A 17,233-nucleotide genomic window follows, 5' to 3' on the forward strand; every position below is an offset into this window, starting at 1 on the left:
GTGGACAGAATCGACACGTGCCTTAGGAGCTCGTTCCCGGACCGATGTTGTGGGCCGGCCTGGTTCGCAGGTTGTGCACGTAATCGGCTGGGGCCCCGGCGATTTCGGCCGCATCGGCCATCACGCCCAGGTATCGCGCCGACGGCAGGCCGCCCTCCCAGGCGTCGAGCACGTACAGCCACGCCAGGACGGGGTCGGTGCTGGTGTCCGACGAGATGCGCTCCACCCGGCAGCGGATCTTCTTGTGGACGCCGAACTCCGAGCCCTCCCAACGGTCGAGGTTGTTCTCGTCGGCCGGGGTCATGTCGTACAGGACGACGAACACCTTGGAGGTCGGGTCTTCGACCACCGTGGCCAGCGCGCCCTCCCAGCCGATGTCCTCGCCCCCGAACGTCAGGCGCCAGCCGTGCAGCCAGCCGGTTCCGGCCATCGGCGAGTGGGGTGCCCGCTTGAGCATCTGCTCAGGATCCATGTTCGACCCGTAGGCGGCGTAGATCGGCACGGGGAAATCTTAGACGTCACCCGCACGAGCGGTCTCCTCCCGAGCGTTTCGCCGCGCTGTTCAACGGCGCGGCTCCTCCTCACGCCGCCCTGCGGCGTGCATCGTCGCCGCGCTGCAAGGCGACCCCTTCCCCCGCTAGGTTGGGGGCTGTGGCGACCCGCATCGTAATCCTCGGTGGCGGCCCGGCCGGTTACGAAGCCGCGCTGGTGGCCGCGACCTCCCACCCCGACACCACGCACGTCACCGTGATCGACTCCGACGGCATCGGCGGCGCGGCCGTGCTGGACGACTGCGTGCCCTCGAAGACGTTCATCGCCTCGACGTGGCTGCGCACCGAGCTGCGCCGGGCGCCGCGGCTGGGGTTCGACATCGACATCGACGACGCCAAGATCTCGCTGCCGCGGATCCACGCCCGGGTCAAGCGGCTCGCCACGGAGCAGTCGGCCGACATCACCGAGCAACTGCTGGGCGCCGGCGTGCACGTGGTGGCCGGTCACGGCGAGCTGATCGACCCCACCCCCGGGCTGGCCTGCCACCGCATCAAGGCGACCGCCCATGACGGCACCACCAGGGAGTTCGAGGCCGACGTCGTGCTCATCGCGACCGGCGCCAGCCCGCGCGTCCTGCCGTCGGCCCAGCCCGACGGCGAGCGCATCCTGACCTGGCGGCAGCTGTACAACCTGGAGGCGCTGCCCGAGCACCTGGTCGTGGTCGGCTCCGGCGTCACCGGCGCCGAGTTCGTGCACGCCTATACCGAGCTGGGGGTTCCGGTGACGGTGGTCGCCAGCCGGGACCGGGTGCTGCCCTACGAGGACGCCGACGCCGCGGCGGTGCTCGAGGAGGCGTTCTCCGAGCGGGGCGTCGAGCTGGTCAAGAACGCCCGCGCCCAGTCGGTCACCCGCACCCGGGACGGCGTGCTGGTCACCCTGGCCGACGGGCGCACCGTCGAGGGCAGCCACGCCCTGATGACCATCGGCTCGGTGCCCAACACCGGCGGCCTCGGGCTGGACCGGGTCGGCATCGAGCTGGGCCGCGGCGGGTACCTGACCGTGGACCGGGTATCGCGCACCTCGGTGGCCGGCATCTACGCCGCGGGAGACTGCACCGGCTTGCTGCCGCTCGCGTCGGTGGCCGCCATGCAGGGCCGGATCGCGATGTATCACGCGCTGGGCGAGGGCGTCAGCCCGATCCGGTTGCGCACGGTGGCGGCGACGGTGTTCACCCGGCCCGAGATCGCGGCCGTCGGCGTGCCGCAGACGATGATCGACGACGGGTCGGTGTCGGCCCGCACGATCATGCTGCCGCTGCGCACCAACGCCCGGGCCAAGATGTCCGGCCTGCGGCAGGGTTTCGTGAAGATGTTCTGCCGCAAATCCACCGGCGTGGTGATCGGCGGCGTGGTGGTGGCCCCGATCGCCTCCGAGCTGATCCTGCCGATCGCGGTGGCCGTCCAAAACCGCATCACCGTCAACGAGCTGGCCCAGACGCTCGCCGTTTACCCGTCGTTGTCCGGATCGATCACCGAGGCCGCTCGTCGCCTGATGGCCCACGACGATCTCGACTAGCCTGGATCCGACACGTCCTACTGGCGAGTAACCGGGTGAGGAGTCCTCTGCCGTGACCGATCCGATGCACGCGCCCACCGAGTTGGGCTCGCCGGCGTCCGTGCTGGGACCGCAGCACCGCGCGGTGGCCTGGGAGCGGCTCGGCACCGAGCAGTTCGACGTCGTCGTCATCGGCGGCGGCGTGGTGGGTTCCGGTTGCGCGCTGGACGCCGCCACCCGTGGGCTGAAGGTGGCGCTGGTCGAGGCGCGCGACTTCGCTTCGGGCACCTCGAGCCGCTCGTCGAAGATGTTCCACGGCGGGTTGCGCTATCTCGAGCAGCTGGAGTTCGGCCTGGTGCGCGAGGCGCTCTACGAGCGGGAGCTGTCGCTGACCACCCTGGCGCCGCATCTGGTCAAGCCGATGCCGTTCTTGTTCCCGCTGACCAACCGCGTGTGGGAACGGCCCTACGTCGCCGCGGGCATCTTCCTCTACGACCGGATGGGCGGCGCGAAATCCGTTCCCCCGCAAAAGCATTTGACCCGGGCCGGTGCGTTGCGGTTGAGCCCGGCCCTCAAGCGCAGCGCGCTGATCGGCGGGATCCGCTACTACGACACCGTCGTCGACGACGCCCGGCACACCATGACCGTCGCGCGCACGGCCGCCCACTACGGCGCGGTGGTGCGCTCCTCCACCCAGGTGGTCGCGTTGCTGCGCGAGGGCGACCGGGTGACCGGCGTGCGGGTCCGCGACTCCGAGGACGGCGCCGTCACCGAAGTCCGCGGCCACGTCGTCGTCAACGCGACCGGGGTGTGGACCGACGAGATCCAGGCATTGTCCAAGCAGCGCGGGCGGTTTCAGGTGCGCGCGTCCAAGGGCGTGCACGTGGTGGTGCCGCGCGACCGCATCGTCAGCGACGTCGCGATCATCCTGCGCACCGAGAAATCGGTGATGTTCGTCATCCCGTGGGGCAGCCACTGGATCATCGGCACCACCGACACCGACTGGAACCTCGACCTGGCCCACCCCGCGGCCACCAAGGCCGACATCGACTACATCCTGCAGACCGTCAACACCGTGCTGGCCATCCCGCTGACCCACGCCGACATCGACGGCGTGTATGCCGGGCTGCGGCCGCTGCTGGCGGGGGAGAGCGAGGAGACCTCCAAGCTGTCGCGGGAACACGCCGTCGCGGTGCCCGCGCCCGGCCTGGTGGCCATCGCCGGCGGCAAGTACACGACCTACCGGGTGATGGCCGCCGACGCGATCGACGCCGCTTCCCAGTTCGTCCCGGCCCGGGTGGCGCCGTCCATCACCGAGAAGGTCAGCCTGCTGGGCGCCGACGGCTACTTCGCGCTGGTGAACCAGGCCGAACACGTTGCGGCGCTTCAGGGTTTGCATCCCTACCGGGTGCGGCACCTGCTGGACCGGTACGGCTCGCTGATCGGCGACGTCCTCGATCTGGCGTCCGACGACGCCGATCTACTCAGCCCGATCAAGGAGGCGCCGGGCTACCTCAAGGTGGAGGCCCGGTACGCCGTCACCGCCGAGGGCGCGCTGCACCTCGAGGACATCCTGGCCCGCCGGATGCGGATCTCGATCGAGTACTCGCACCGCGGCGTCGACTGCGCCCGCGAGGTCGCCGACGTGGTCGCCCCGGTGCTCGGCTGGACGACGCAGGACATCGAGCGTGAGGTGGCGAACTACTGCGCGCGGGTGGAGGCCGAGATCCTGTCGCAGGCCCAGCCCGACGACGTGTCGGCCGACGAGTTGCGGGCCAGCGCGCCCGAGGCGCGCGCCGAGATCCTCGAGCCGGTGCCGCTGAATTGAGCGCGTGGTGAGGCCGGCACCGCTTCCGGTTCGCGACGGGCTCGGCCCCGCGCGGGTGCGGCTGCGCGGGGGGCCGGTCCTGGCCGAGCTGACCGCCCGGTTCGGCGCCCCGGCGCGGTCGAAGGTGCTGGCCGGGGAGGTGGTGGACGCCGACGGCGCGGTGGTCGACGACGCAACCGTGCTGCCCAGCGGATCACACGTGTTTCTGTACCGGGAGCTGCCCGACGAGGTGGTGGTGCCGTTCGACGTCCCGGTGCTGCACCGCGACGACGACCTCGTCGTCGTCGACAAGCCGCACTTCCTGGCCACCATGCCGCGCGGCCGGCACGTGGCGCAGACGGCGCTGGTGCGGCTGCGGCGGGAGCTGGAGCTGCCCGAGCTGAGCCCGGCCCACCGCCTCGACCGGCTGACCGCGGGGGTGCTGGTGTTCACCGCCCGCCGCGAGGTGCGCGGCGCGTACCAGACGCTGTTCTCCCGGGCTTTGGTGCGCAAGACCTATCTGGCGCGCGCCGCCGTCGACCCGCGTTTGGTGTTGCCACGCGTGGTGCGCAGCCGAATTATCAAGCGGCGCGGGGTATTACAGGCCGGCACCGAGCCGGGTGCGCCGAACGCCGAAACGCTGGTGGAACTCGTTTCCCCGGACGGCCTCTACCGGCTGACCCCACGCACCGGCCGCACCCACCAACTGCGCGTGCACATGGCCGGGCTGGGAGTGCCGATCGACGGCGACCCGTTGTACCCCAACGTCATCGACGTGCCGGCCGACGATTTCAGCACACCGCTGCGATTGTTGGCGCAGCGCATCGAGTTCGACGATCCGGTGACCGGGGCCCGCCGCGAGTTCGTCAGCCGGCGGATGGGGCCGTAGTTTCGGCGGGCTCGCGCTGGGTACAGGGCGCGAGTGCGAGACCGACGAACAACCAAACGCGGGCTGCGTCCGCGAATGCGCATCCCTGAGCGGGCCAGCGACTCGGAAACCGCGCTACTGCGCTACCTGATGTATGGCCTGTTGCCGGCCTGGTTCATCCCCGCTCTGTTGGATTGGAACCAGCACCGTCGCAGTCGGATTGAGATCACGGCCGGGACCCGTGAGTCGTTGATCCACTTGTTGATGATGGCCGAAGTCGGCGTGCCGATCACCCTTGTTTTGCTCTGTGAGATCAACCCGCTGGTACTGAGCACGATATTGGCGTCCATTGCCGCCCACGAGGCCACCGCGCTGTGGGATGTGAGCACCGCCGAGCACAGCGGGCGCCGGGTGACCACCTGGGAACAGCACGTGCACAGCTTCTTGGAGTCCATGCCCATCACGGCGGCGTCGGCGCTCGGGTGCCTGCACTGGCGAGAGGTGAGGGAGCTGATGAGGGGCGCACGCTCGCGCGATGCGTGGCGGCTGCGATGGAAGGAGAACGCCCTGCCCGGCGGCTACCTCGCCGCGGTTGGGGCCGGCGTCCTTGCCGCGATCGTGGTCCCGTACGGCGAAGAGCTCTACCGCTGTGCCACCAAGGCCGACCGGACCCTGGCCTGATTCTCTTGTCGTAGCCGGGTGGCATACTCGAACGTATGTTCGATTCTGGGGTGTCGTCGGCGGAGGTGATCGCCGCGTTCGATGAGCATTTCGAGCGGCGGTATCCGTCGAAGCCGGCGGAGTCGGCGGCGTTGCTGGAGCGGGTGTCGGGGTGGTCGCGGGCGCAGAATCGGGCGGCGGCGGCGCAGTTGGCCGCGATCGGGGAGTTGTTCGCGTACCGGTTGTCGCGGTGCGGCGAGTGTGAGCAGTGGGCGGTCGATACCGAGGCGGCGGTGGCCGCTGAGGTGGCCGCGGAGCTGCGGATCAGTCAGGGGTTGGCGGCCAGCCGGGTGCGCTATGCCCGCGCGTTGCGTGAGCGGTTGCCGAAGGTGGCGGAGGTCTTTAAGGCCGGCGACATCGACTACCAGATGTTTCAGACGCTGGTCTATCGCACCGATCTGATCACCGATCCCGACGTGTTGGCGGCCGTGGACACGACGCTGGCGGCGAACGTGGCGCGCTGGCCTTCGATGACCCGGGGGCGGTTGGGCGCCCAGGTGGACAAGATCGTGGCGAAGGCCGATGCCGATGCAGTGCGGCGGCGCCGGCAGCACCAGGTCGACCGCGAGATCTGGATCGGCGACGTCGTGGGCGGAACGTCACGGATTGAGGGCAGCATGCTCACCCCGGATGCGCACGCACTCGACAATCGACTCGATGCGTTGGCGGCCACGGTGTGTGCCCATGATCCGCGTAGCCGCGCGCAGCGCCGCGCTGATGCGTTGGGGGCGCTGGCCGGCGGGGCCGATCGGCTGGGCTGTCGCTGCGGGCGCCCGGACTGCGCGGCCGGCGCTCGCCCGGCGGCGGGCCCGGTGGTGATTCACGTGCTCGCCGAGCAGACCGCACTCGATCGCGGGGTGGGGATGGCCAGTGAACTGCAGGCCGATGGCCTGATCCCACCGGAGCTGATGGCCGAGTTGGCCGTCGCGGCCAAGCTGGTGCCGCTGGTGCATCCCGGCGACGCCCCACCCGAGCCGGGCTATGTGCCCTCGGCGGCGCTGGCCGATTTCGTGCGGTGCCGAGATTTGACGTGTCGCTGGCCGGGCTGTGATCACCCGGCGGTGGCCTGCGACATCGACCACACCATCCCCTACAGCGCCGGTGGGCCCACCCATGCCAGCAACCTCAAATGTTATTGCCGCACCCATCATTTGGTGAAGACGTTCTGGGGCTGGACCGAACAGCAACTGCCCGACGCGACGCTGATCTTGACCTCCCCGGCCGGGCGCACCTACGTCACCACCCCGGGCAGCGCCCTGCTGTTCCCCAGCCTCAGCCAAGCCACCGGGATCATCGCTGCCCCCGAAGCCGACCCACCCCCCGACGACTACTGCACCGACCGCACCGCGATGATGCCCAAACGCCGCCGCACCCGCACCCAAGACCGCGCCACCCGCATCGCCACCGAACGCCGCCACAACCGCGACGCCCGCATGGCCCGCCGACAACAAAGCCAATCCCACTGCCCGGTGCCCGCCGACGCCGCCGGCGACGGTGAACCGCCGCCGTTTTGAACCGATGTGCGCACACGCACGCTTTCTGGGATCGGTAGCGATCCGGTCATTGTCTGCTGATTCGAGCAGCGCGAGCGGATACTGATCCTCAGCATCCAGCGTCGAGGAAAGGCGCGGAGGCAATGTCGCACAATGCCACGGTCAGGAAGGTCATTACCGGGGCGCTACTGTCCGGCGGCATGGCGCTGGCCGGTCTGGGGCTGGGCTCGGGCGCGGCCCAGGCAGACAACTTCACGGTTCCCCACGACTGGTGCCCGGGCCAACCGTTGCCGATGCCGGATGTCCGCTGGGACATGGGCGTCTGCCACCACTGGTACTGGGTCCCCGTCGGCGGCATGGGCAATGTCGGTCAATTCGTCTGGGAGGGCGACGCCCCCCGCCGGCCGCTCGGGCCGCCGCCCTGCTACGGCGCTCCCATCTGTTTGCCCGGCCTGTAGGCGTGAGCCGCCCGCGATCGGGTAGGCCGCGGGTATGGACATCACCGTGACGTTCGTCGGCAACGCGACCACCCTGATTGCCGCGGGTGGCCTGACGTTACTGACCGATCCCAACTTCCTGCACCGGGGACAGCACGCCTACCTCGGGCACGGGCTGGTGTCCAGGCGCCTGAAGGAACCGGCTTTACGCGTCGACGAACTCCCGCCCGTCGACGCGATCGTGCTGTCCCACATGCACGGCGACCACTGGGACCGGGTGTCGCAGAAAGGCCTCGATCACGACCTCCCGGTCGTCACCACCCCGCACGCCGCCACGCGGCTGCACCGTCGCGGCTTCGCCAACGCGCACGGGCTGTCAACCTGGGGGCAGCACGAGGTCACCAACGGCGGCACCACCATCACCATGACGTCGCTGCCGGGGCGGCACGGGCCGGGATGGACGCAGAAGCTGCTGCCGCCGGTGATGGGCACCATGCTGGAATTCGCGGCCGACGACGGATCGCCCCGCCGCCGGCTCTACATCTCGGGCGACACCGTGCTCGTCGCGGAACTCAAAGAGATCCCCGCCCGATTCGAACCTATCGACGTGGGCCTGCTGCACCTGGGCGGGACCCGCCTGCCCGCCGGGCCGCGGCTTCCATTCGGGCTGACCGTAACCATGGACGGCCGCCAGGGCGCGGAATTGGTGGCCATGCTGACCCTGCCGAAGGCCATCCCGGTGCACTTTGACGATTACGGCGTGTTCGCGTCCCCGCTTGCCGACTTCACCGGCGAAATGCAGCTCCGCGGCATGGCCGATCGAATCGTCGAGGTCGCGCGCGGGGCATCGGTGACTGTCTGAGAAACGCGCCGGCACAGCCGTAATCAGCCACGTTGGCACTTTGGATACCCTAAGGTCCCGGGTATATCGTCGTCACATCCGGAACTCGACGGGGAAGGAATCTGGCGGCACCCTTGGGGGGTGAATGCGTAATGTTTCCGGTCTCTTTGCAACCTAGTAATCGAAATTTTCCGGCCGCGTACTCGGCATAGACAATGTGAGATGTGATGGACCTATTCGCGCCACCTGAGGTCACCTCGACCCTCATCCACTCCGGTCCCGGAGCGGGTTCGCTGGTCGAGGCCGCCGGTGCGTGGCAGAGTCTGGCGGTCGAGCTGGAGAACTCGGTCTCCGTCTATGCGTCCGTGCTGTCGTCGTTGATCGAGTCGTGGGACGGATCGTCCTCCATGGCGATGCTGCAGGCCGTGCAGCCCTACCTCATCTGGCTGCGCACCACCGCGCAGCAGGCCCACCAGATGGCCACCTCGGCGGAGTCGGCCGCCGCGGCGTTCACCGCGGTCCGCGCGGCGGTGGTCCCCCCCGCGGTGGTGGCGGCCAACCGGACGCGGCTCGCGCAACTGCTGGCCACCAACCGGTTCGGCCAGAACACCTCGGCGATCGCGGCGACCCAAGACGAATACCAGACGATGTGGGCGAACAACTCGGCGGCGATGAGCCGCTACCAGGCGACGTCCTCACAAGCGACCACGTCGCTGTCCCAATTCAATTCGCCGCTGGCCATCGCCAACCCGTCGGGGCCGGCCACCCAGCAGGCCGCGGTGTCGAATGCGTCGTTGCTCAGCGCCTCGAGCGCCGGGAACATCATCGACCAGCTCGGGGTCAGCCCCTTCGACCCCAACGCCGGCTGGTTCAGCTACTTCAGCACCTGGGGCAACCAGTTCATCTCGTCCGGGTTCCCCATCAACATGCTCAGCTACCTGGCGCAGAACACCTCGGCGCAGGCGCTGCAGGGCGTGGGCAGCGACATCGGCCTGGGGCTCTCTGAAGGCGAGGGCGCGCTGGCGTCGTCGATCACCCGGCTGGCCGGCGCCGTCTCGGCCGCCCCGGGCGGCGCAGCCACGGGTGCGATGGGGGTCGGGGTCTCGCTGGGCAAGCTCACCGCCCCGCCCGCGGTGGTCGGACTCCTGCCGGCGACGCAAACCCCGGTGCAACTCGCATCGTCGGTGTCGCCGCTGCCCGCCGAACCCGGGCTCTCCGGGATGCCGCTGATGCCGATGATGCCGGTGCCTCCGGGCAGTTCGGCGGGCAGCGGCTGGCGCAAGCGCAAGCAGCAGAAGTTCGAGGACCTCGAATACGGGGCGGAACTTCCGAAGAAGGTGATACACCGACCGCCCAGCGGGGGATGAGGAACGACGATGGTTCCTCACCACTCCGGAAGCAGAATTTCGCCGCCGGATAGGTCGACGGCGCGACTCACCGCCCGCCCCGCGCTCCCATTGGGCGAGACGTGATCGATTTTGGGCTGCTGCCGCCCGAAATCACCTCGGCGCTGATCCACTCCGGACCCGGTGCCTGGTCGATGATCGAAGCCGCCGGCATGTGGCAAGAGCTCAGCGCCGAATTGGAGGCGGCGGCCAGCAGCTATACCGCCGAGCTGGCGGAGCTGGCCGGAACCTGGCAGGGACCGTCGTCGATGGCGATGGCCCAGGCCTTCGAGCCGTACCTGGCCTGGTTGCGCGCCACCGCGGCGCAATGCCAGGAGATCGCCGCCTCGGTCGAAACCGTGACCGCGGCATTCGAATTGACCCACTGGACGGTGGTGCACCCCTCCGTCGTCGCGGCCAACCGCGCGCGGCTTGCGATGCTGCTGGCCACCAATTTCTTCGGCATCAACGCCCCGGCCATCGCGGAAACGGAAGCCGAGTACACCGCGATGTGGGTGAACAACTCCGCGGCGATGTACCGCTACGGCGCGACCTCGCTGAACGCCGTGAAGCTCTCGCAGTTCTCGTCGCCGCCGCCCGTCGCCAACCCCTCCGGCGTCTCCGCCCAGGCCGCGGTGCTGCCCACCGCCACGGCCACCACGCAGACCACGGCCAACCTGGCGGCCGCCTCGTCGACGTCCGACGCGGGGTCGATACTCGACGCGCTCGGCGTCACGCCCTATGACCCCAACGCCGGCTGGTTCGGCTATTTCAGCACCTGGGGCAACCAGTTCATTGCCGGCGGTTTCCCCATCAACCTGCTCAGCTACGTCGCGCAAATCAATGCGGCCCAGGCGCTGCAGGGCGTCGGTTCCGACATCGGCCAGGGCCTCGCGGAGGGTTCGGCGGCACTGAGTTCGGCCGAGGTGAACCTGGCGAACGCGCTGAGCTCCGGCGGGTTGGGGCTGACCCCCCGCGGGGCGATGGGGGTGTCGGTGTTGGTGGGCAAGCTGAGCATGCCGCCCGCCACGGTGGGCATGTTGCCCGGCGCGCAGCCTCCGGTACAGCTCGCGGCCGCGGTGTCCCCGCTTCCGCCGGGGGGAGCCCAGCCGTCCGGTCTCCCGATGGTCCCGGTGCGGCCTCCGCTAGGCGGCAAGGGCGGGGGCGCCGGGCGCGACTACGAGGACATCGAGATCGGCGCGGAGCTGCCCGGCACGGTCATGAAGCGGCCACCGTCAGCGGGATAGCTTGTCCGCCAAGGACTTTGGTTCATCGGGTTGGTCGTCGGCCAGGGTGAAATAGCTTTCCTCCTCCTGCAGGAAATGCAGGCGCAGCAGGGCGTGCAGGCCGTAGAGGCACGCGAGCAGGTCGTCGACCTGGTCGGCGCCGATCGCCCCGCTGCTTCGGGCCAGGGCGAGGTGCGCGCCGATCCGGTCGGACAGGCGCTGGATCTCCGCGTGAGTTCGGCTCATCGGGGCGGTCGCCTCGCTGGTGCCCAGCGGGTGGGCCAGCGCCGGGTACAGCTGCGTCTCCTCGGCGCGCTCGTGCGGGATGATTCGCTCGACGAGCACGGTGTATGCCTGGCCGATCGCGTCCAGGGCCGACCGGTCGGCCGCGGCGGCCAACCGATCGGCGGCGCCGCGCAACAGGTCCACGGCGTCGCGCAGTTCGTCGTGTTCGGCGTCGAAGCGCCGCAACAGCTGTTCCGTCGGTGCGGGAAGGTCGACCTCGATGTCGGGATTGCCGCGCAGGGCGCGCAGCGCGTTCAGGATCACCGCGACGTCGATGCCCTCCTGCACCAGCGCCCCGACCGCGGGCGGCAGCCACCCGATGGCGGCGACGCCCATCGCGGCCAGCGACAGGATCATGCCGACGACGGCGCTCTGCACGGCGATGCGCCGCGACCAGCGGGCGATGTCCATCGCATCGGCGAGCCGCTCGAGCCGGTCGGTGGTCAACACGATGGCGGCGGCCTCCGAGGACGCGGTGGCGCCGCGGGCGCCCATCGCCACGCCGACGGTGGCCGCGGCCAGGGCGGGCGCGTCGTTGACGCCGTCGCCGACCATGACGGTCACCGCGCGGTCGCACTCGGCGCGCACGGCGGCCACCTTGTCGGCCGGGGTCTGTTCCGCGTACACCTCGTCCAGACCCAGCACGGCGGCGACCTCGCGGGCGGGCTCGGCGCGGTCCCCGGTCAGCATGACCAATCGGTTCAGCCCGGCCTCGCGGAGCCGGCGCAGGGTGCGCGGCGCGTGACGACGCAGCGGGTCGCGCAGCAGCACGGCGCCGACTGCGCGGCCGTCGACGGACACCCACGCGATGGCGGCCCCGTCCAGCAGGGCGCGATTCACCACCGCGCGGGCCCATTCGGCGTTCGCGGTCGCGTGGGTGAGCTTGCCGACGTGGATCCGCCGGCCGTCCAGCATGGCGGTGACGCCCCGGCCGGGTTCCTCCTCCACCTCGGTGGGCAGCGACAGGTCCAGAGCCCGGGCGCGCGCCGCGGTGACGATCGCCTCGGCCAACACGTGCGGGGACATCTGATCCACCGAGGCCGCCAGCCGCAGGATCTCGACCGCGTCGCGGCCGGGCGCGGTCGCGACGTCGATGACGGCGGGGCTTCCCATCGTCAGGGTGCCGGTCTTGTCCATCACCAAAGTCGTTGCATGCCCGAGGTTTTCCAGGGCGCCACCGCTGCGGACCACCACGCCGCGCCGCGACGCCCGCGACAGCCCGGACACAATGGCCACGGGCGCGGCGAGCAACAGCGGGCACGGCGTCGCGACCACCAGCACCGCGACCGCCCGCACCGGCGACCCGCTGGCCAGCCATGCCGCCCCGGCCACCAGCAGGGTCAGCGGCAGGAACCAGGCCGCGTACCGGTCGGCCAGCCGTACCACCGGCGCGTTCTGGGCTCCCGCCTCCGCGGCCAGGCGGACGATCTGCGCGTAGGTGCTGTCGGTGGCGGTGGCCGTGGCCCGCATCTCGAAGGCGCTGCCGGCGTTGACCACCCCGCTGCGCACGTGCTCGCCGTCGCCGCGTTCCACCTGCAGCGGTTCGCCGGTCAGGACCGATTCGTCCAGCACGGCCACCGCACCGGCGATACGCCCGTCGACGGGCACCACCTCGCCGGGACCGACCACCAGCAGGTCGTCGATCGCTACGTCCGCGAGCGCGACGACGTCGACCGCCGATCCCACCCGGCGGCGGGCGAACCGCGGCGCGTGCTCGAGCAGCGCCCGCAGGTCGTGGGACGCGCGGCGCTCGGCCGCGGCCTCCAGCGCCCGCCCCCCGGCCAGCATCACCGCGATCAGCGCGCCCGCGAGGTACTCACCGACCAGCAGCGTGCCGACCAACGACAACACCGCGATCAGGTCGACGCCGAACCGGCCGCGGCGCAGCGCCGCCAGCACCCACACCGTCGCGGGGATCACCGCCACCACCGTGCCCGCGATCCAGCAGCCGTCGGCGACCCGCGCCGCCCCGACCAGCCAGGCGATCCCCCCGGCCGCCAGCGCGACGACGGTCGCCGCGGCCAGGCCCGTTTCCAGCCAGCGGGCCAGCCGCTCGCGTGTCACAGCGCCCATGTGTGCCAGCCTGACCAGCGAGGCCCGGCGACGGCTAGGGCCGGATGGACGCGGATTGAGGACTCAGGTCACTAGAAAGGGCCGCCACCGGCTCGCGAGCATGGTGAACGTGACTGACATATCTTCGGCGGGCTCCCTCCCGATCGCCACCCTCACCGGCGACCCGGTGGCACGCGTCCCCATCAACGCCACGATCGCCGACGTCGCCAGGGCCATGGTGACCTGCGACGTGGGGGCGATCGTGATCGGCGACGACCCGCGGCCGTCCGCGCTGGTGAGCGAGCGCGACATCGTGCGGGCGGTGGCCGCCGGGCGGAACCCCGCCACCACCCTGGTCTCCGAGGTGGCCAGCACCAAGCTGGTGTGGTGCGACGCCGAGGCCTCCGTCGACCGGGTCGCCGCCCGAATGATGGACCGCTACATCCGGCACGTGCTGGTGGAGCGCGACGGCGCGCTGGTCGGCATCGTGTCGGCCCGCGACGTGCTGGGTGTCTACGCGGGCTTCGATTCTTGAAGCCGCGCGCGGTCGCCGGGTTCCTCGGCCGCTGCAGGCCATTGAGCTTCTCGACATGGGGGCCATGTCCGCAGGATGACCTTGCGGATCTCGCTCACCCACAGCACCGTGCTGGCCATGCCGATACACACCAGCCATTGGCTCAGGGTCAGCGGCGTGGTGGTGAAGGCGGTGTTGAGGGCGGGCAGCTGAACGACGGCCAGCTGCAGCAGCGCCGACAACCCGATCGCCGCCCATAGCGACCCGTTGGCGAAGAACCCGCGAAACGCGGTGGTCGTCTCCGAGCGGGCGTTGATCGTGTTGATCAGCTGGGCGATCACCAGCACGGTGAAGCCCGCGGTGCGGGCGGTGCCCACGGAGGACGGCAGGGGACCGTCGGGCGCGTAGAGGTGCATCGTGAACAGCGTGGCGGCGGCGACTGCCGCGCCGACCACGACGATGTTGTTCCACATCCGCGCGTCGATGACCCGGTCCGACGCCGACCGGGGCGGACGGCTCATCAGCTCCTCGGTCTGCGGGTCCACGCCCAACGCCAGGGCCGGCGCGCCGTCGGTCAGCAGGTTGATCCACAAGATCTGGGTGGCCAGCAGCGGCAGCGCGATGGTGTGGTCCTGCGCCAGGCCGACCGCCCCGGCCAGCACGACGCCGAAGAAGACGGTGAAGATCTCGCCCATGTTCGAGGAGAGCAGGTAGCGCAGCGTCTTCTTGATGTTGGAGAAGATGCCGCGCCCCTCCCGAATGGCATGCACGATGGTCGCGAAGTTGTCGTCGGCGAGGATCATGTTCGCCGCCTCCCTGGCCACCTCGGTGCCGCTGCGGCCCATGGCGATGCCGATGTCGGCCGATTTCAGCGCGGGCGCGTCGTTGATCCCCTCCCCGGTGACGGCGACGATCTCGTGGTCGGCCTGCAGCGCGTCGATGATGCGCTGTTTGTCCACCGGATCGACCTGGGTGAACTGCGAATGCACGCGCACCGTTTCCCGCAGCTGCTCGTCGTCCAGGGTGGCCAGCTGGGCGCCGGACACGGCCGACTCCCTGTCCTCGATGCCCAGCTTGCGGGCGACGCGCGCCGCCACCCGGGGGTGGTCCCCGGTGATCATCACGACCCTGACCCCCGCCCGGCGCGCCTCGGCGATCGCCGCCGCGGCCTCCGGTCGCGGCGGATCGGTGATCCCCACCATGCCCAGGTACACCAGGTTCCCGTCCGACTGGTAGGCCACCGCCACCGCATGCAGGGCGTCGCGCGCGAGCCGCTCGGCGTCGCCCCCGATGGTGGCCCGGGCCGACTCGTCGAGCGGCGCGAGCCGCCGACCGGCCTGCAGGTAGGTGCAGCGGTCCAGCAGCTCGTCGGGGTCACCCGTCGTCACCCGAGCCGGGGCCGGGCGCGACCCGTCGTCGAGCTTCCGGTGCGCCACCAGGAAGGCCGCGTCGACGGGATCGCCCTGGACCGTCCACCGGCCGTCCTCCGCGTGCAGGGTGGCCGCGCCCGCGGCGGCGCCCGCGTCGAGCACCAGCGCGGCCTGGCGCCACAGGTCGTCGCCCTCGTCCAGGGCGACCCCGTCGCGCTCCAGGCGACCCTCGGGCCGATATCCGGCGCCGGTGAGCTTCACCGCACCCAGGGGCGTCACGACCCGCACGATCGTCAGCTCCCCGGTCGTCAGGGTGCCCGTCTTGCCCGAGCACACCACCGACGCCGAGCCCAACGTCTCGGCGGAAGACAGCTCCTTGACGACGGCGTTGCGGGCGGCCATCCGCCGCATCCCGAGCGCGAGCACGACCGACATGATGGCCGGCAGGCCTTCCGGGACGGCCGCCACGGCCAGCGAGACGCCCAGCAGCACCGCCGTCACCACGTCGTGGGCGCCGTGGATGCCGAAGACCAGGAGAATGGTCGCGATCACCACGACGGCGATCACCAGCACCGCGATCCCCAGCAGCCGGCTCGCCCGCGCCACCTCGCGCTGCAGCGGCGTCGCCTCGCGGTCCGCGGTCCGCACCAGGCCGGCGATCTGACCGGTCTGGGTCGCCATTCCCGTCGCGGTCACCACCGCCCGCCCGACGCCCTTGGCGATCGCGGTGCCCTTGAACACCATGTCGGCCTTGTCGTCCCGATCGGCGGACTCCGGCAGCGTCCGGGCGGCTTTGGGCACGGGTTCACTCAGGCCGGTCAGCGCCGCCTCCGACACCTGAAGGCCCTCGGCCCACAGCAGCCTCGCGTCCGCCGCCACGGCGTCGCCCTCGGCGAGCAGCAGCACGTCGCCGGGCACCAACTCGCTCGCGGGAACGGTGCGCCGCGTGCCGTCCCGGACGACCGTCGCCGACGTCGCGGCCATCCGCGCCAGCGCGCCGACCGCGCGCTCCGCGCGCGCCTCCTGCGCATAACCCAGCAGCGCGTTGAGGACGAGAATGACACCGATCACCACGGCATCGACCGGCCAGCCGTCGGCCCCCTCGACGGCCCAGACCGCGAGCGAGGCGATCAGCGCGGCGAGCAGCAGGTAGATCAGCGGGCTGCGCAACTGCGCCAGCAGCTTTCGCCACGCCGGCGCCGGCGCGACGCTTTCGATGTCGTTGGCGCCCACCACGGCGAGCCGGCGGGCGGCCTCCGCCCCGCTCAAGCCGAATTCGGCGTCGCTGCGCAGCTTTTCGACGACGGCCGTGCCGTCGAGTAAGGCGGGGTCGGTCGGTGCGCCGGAGGCCGAGGCCGTGACCTCCAGCCAGTCCTGCGGCTGGATGCCCATCCGGTCGCTACTTCGCGATGCAGCCAGCGTTGGGCTTACGGCGTCAACGACGGTCGCCGATGATCGTGCGGGCGCGATTCCAGCATGCGGTTGCGCACGATGTGTTCGACCAGGATCGGCACAAAGGTCTGTACCGGCGCGTCGACGAACTGACACGCGGCCTCCTCGCTCCAGCGCTTGATCTGGGCGGTCCGGGCCTCGTCATCCAGGCCCTCGTGACGGGCCAGCTTGTCGGCGACGTCGGCCACCGACCGCGCCACCGTCGAGCGGCTCGCCGGGGTCTCCCCGGCGTCGGCGGGTTTCCCCGCGCGCTCGAGCGCTTGCCGGGCCGCCTCCTCGGCGGTGTCGGGCCGGATCACCTGCAGCGTGACGTGGCGGCCGTTCTCGCCGATCAGGATGACGCTGGTCGGTTCGTCGCTGGTGAAGCCGAGCAGTTCGACGGTGTGCCCGGCCACCTCGATCAAGGCCGGCGCCTCGTCCCAGCCGTTGCGGCGGTAGCCCACCACCACGACCCGCCCCATCCGTTCGGACAGCGCCGTCAGCAACTTCGGCAGCTCCTCGACCAGGTTGGTCGACTGCGGCCACCAGGCGCCGTCGATATGCTCCGATACCGACCGATAAGGCTTGAGCCGCAACCGATTGTCGCGATCCATGTCAACCACCTGCTCGCTTACTTTTTCGAGTTAGCCGTGTACCGCAAACGGTACGGCTGGCGTGATCGGCCCGCGACCCGGAGAAGTGACCGCGCGGTTTACCTGACGTGAACAACGAGTGCCGCCAACCGGTTTCGCGCGCCA

14 protein-coding genes are annotated in these 17,233 nt (G+C 70.7%); 10 read left to right on the forward strand and 4 right to left on the reverse strand.

Annotated features, from left to right (window positions below):
* Positions 1-22: 22 nt before the first annotated feature.
* Positions 23-502 carry a gamma-glutamylcyclotransferase gene (locus BRW65_RS21625; RefSeq protein ID WP_073878110.1) on the reverse strand — a complete coding sequence of 160 codons (480 nt, stop codon included), beginning with the start codon at positions 500-502 and terminating at the stop codon, positions 23-25.
* Positions 503-651: 149 nt separating this feature from the next.
* Between BRW65_RS21625 and BRW65_RS21630 the strand changes: the two genes are divergently transcribed.
* The 9 genes from BRW65_RS21630 (at position 652) to BRW65_RS21670 (ending at position 10,844) form a co-directional block, all read left to right on the forward strand.
* Positions 652-2,067, forward strand: coding sequence for an NAD(P)H-quinone dehydrogenase (locus BRW65_RS21630; RefSeq protein ID WP_073878111.1), 1,416 nt, complete (start codon positions 652-654; stop codon positions 2,065-2,067).
* Positions 2,068-2,131: 64 nt separating this feature from the next.
* Positions 2,132-3,874, forward strand: coding sequence for a glycerol-3-phosphate dehydrogenase/oxidase (locus tag BRW65_RS21635; RefSeq protein ID WP_432206445.1), 1,743 nt, complete (start codon positions 2,132-2,134; stop codon positions 3,872-3,874).
* A 7-nt stretch (positions 3,875-3,881) separates the two neighbouring features.
* A complete protein-coding gene (locus BRW65_RS21640) occupies positions 3,882-4,742 on the forward strand; it encodes a pseudouridine synthase (protein WP_073878158.1) in 861 nt (286 codons plus the stop codon).
* Between the two features lie 75 nt (positions 4,743-4,817).
* Positions 4,818-5,402: a diguanylate cyclase/phosphodiesterase gene (locus BRW65_RS21645; protein ID WP_244168160.1), complete on the forward strand. Its 585-nt coding sequence runs from the start codon at positions 4,818-4,820 to the stop codon at positions 5,400-5,402.
* A gap of 35 nt (positions 5,403-5,437) precedes the next feature.
* The gene (locus BRW65_RS21650; protein ID WP_073878115.1) at positions 5,438-6,955 is read left to right on the forward strand and encodes an HNH endonuclease signature motif containing protein; all 1,518 of its coding nucleotides are present in this window, start codon (positions 5,438-5,440) and stop codon (positions 6,953-6,955) included.
* A 122-nt stretch (positions 6,956-7,077) separates the two neighbouring features.
* Positions 7,078-7,392, forward strand: a complete 315-nt coding sequence (locus tag BRW65_RS21655) for a hypothetical protein (protein ID WP_073878117.1) — start codon at positions 7,078-7,080, stop codon at positions 7,390-7,392.
* Between the two features lie 34 nt (positions 7,393-7,426).
* A complete protein-coding gene (locus BRW65_RS21660; RefSeq protein WP_073878119.1) occupies positions 7,427-8,233 on the forward strand; it encodes an MBL fold metallo-hydrolase in 807 nt (268 codons plus the stop codon).
* A gap of 206 nt (positions 8,234-8,439) precedes the next feature.
* Positions 8,440-9,579, forward strand: coding sequence for a PPE family protein (locus BRW65_RS21665; protein ID WP_073878120.1), 1,140 nt, complete (start codon positions 8,440-8,442; stop codon positions 9,577-9,579).
* 104 nt (positions 9,580-9,683) lie between these two features.
* Positions 9,684-10,844: a PPE family protein gene (locus tag BRW65_RS21670; protein ID WP_073878161.1), complete on the forward strand. Its 1,161-nt coding sequence runs from the start codon at positions 9,684-9,686 to the stop codon at positions 10,842-10,844.
* On the opposite strand, the gene BRW65_RS21675 is transcribed toward BRW65_RS21670, so the two are convergent.
* A complete protein-coding gene (locus tag BRW65_RS21675; protein ID WP_073878122.1) occupies positions 10,833-13,181 on the reverse strand; it encodes a heavy metal translocating P-type ATPase in 2,349 nt (782 codons plus the stop codon). The genes BRW65_RS21670 and BRW65_RS21675 overlap by 12 nt on opposite strands.
* A 109-nt stretch (positions 13,182-13,290) precedes the next feature.
* Here BRW65_RS21675 and BRW65_RS21680 point away from each other — a divergent pair, with 109 nt between their 5' ends.
* Entirely contained in the window at positions 13,291-13,695 is a 405-nt protein-coding gene (locus tag BRW65_RS21680; RefSeq protein WP_073878163.1) for a CBS domain-containing protein, read from the forward strand.
* On the opposite strand, the gene BRW65_RS21685 is transcribed toward BRW65_RS21680, so the two are convergent.
* Positions 13,674-16,436 (reverse strand): cation-translocating P-type ATPase, encoded by a 2,763-nt coding sequence (locus BRW65_RS21685; protein WP_073878124.1) that lies wholly within the window; start codon positions 16,434-16,436, stop codon positions 13,674-13,676. The genes BRW65_RS21680 and BRW65_RS21685 overlap by 22 nt on opposite strands.
* A 35-nt stretch (positions 16,437-16,471) precedes the next feature.
* Positions 16,472-17,089, reverse strand: coding sequence for a DUF5994 family protein (locus tag BRW65_RS21690; RefSeq protein WP_073878126.1), 618 nt, complete (start codon positions 17,087-17,089; stop codon positions 16,472-16,474).
* Between the last annotated feature and the right edge of the window lie 144 nt (positions 17,090-17,233).

The organism is Mycobacterium paraffinicum, from assembly GCF_001907675.1.
In the GTDB taxonomy this organism is placed as follows: Bacteria; Actinomycetota; Actinomycetes; order Mycobacteriales; family Mycobacteriaceae; genus Mycobacterium; species Mycobacterium paraffinicum_A.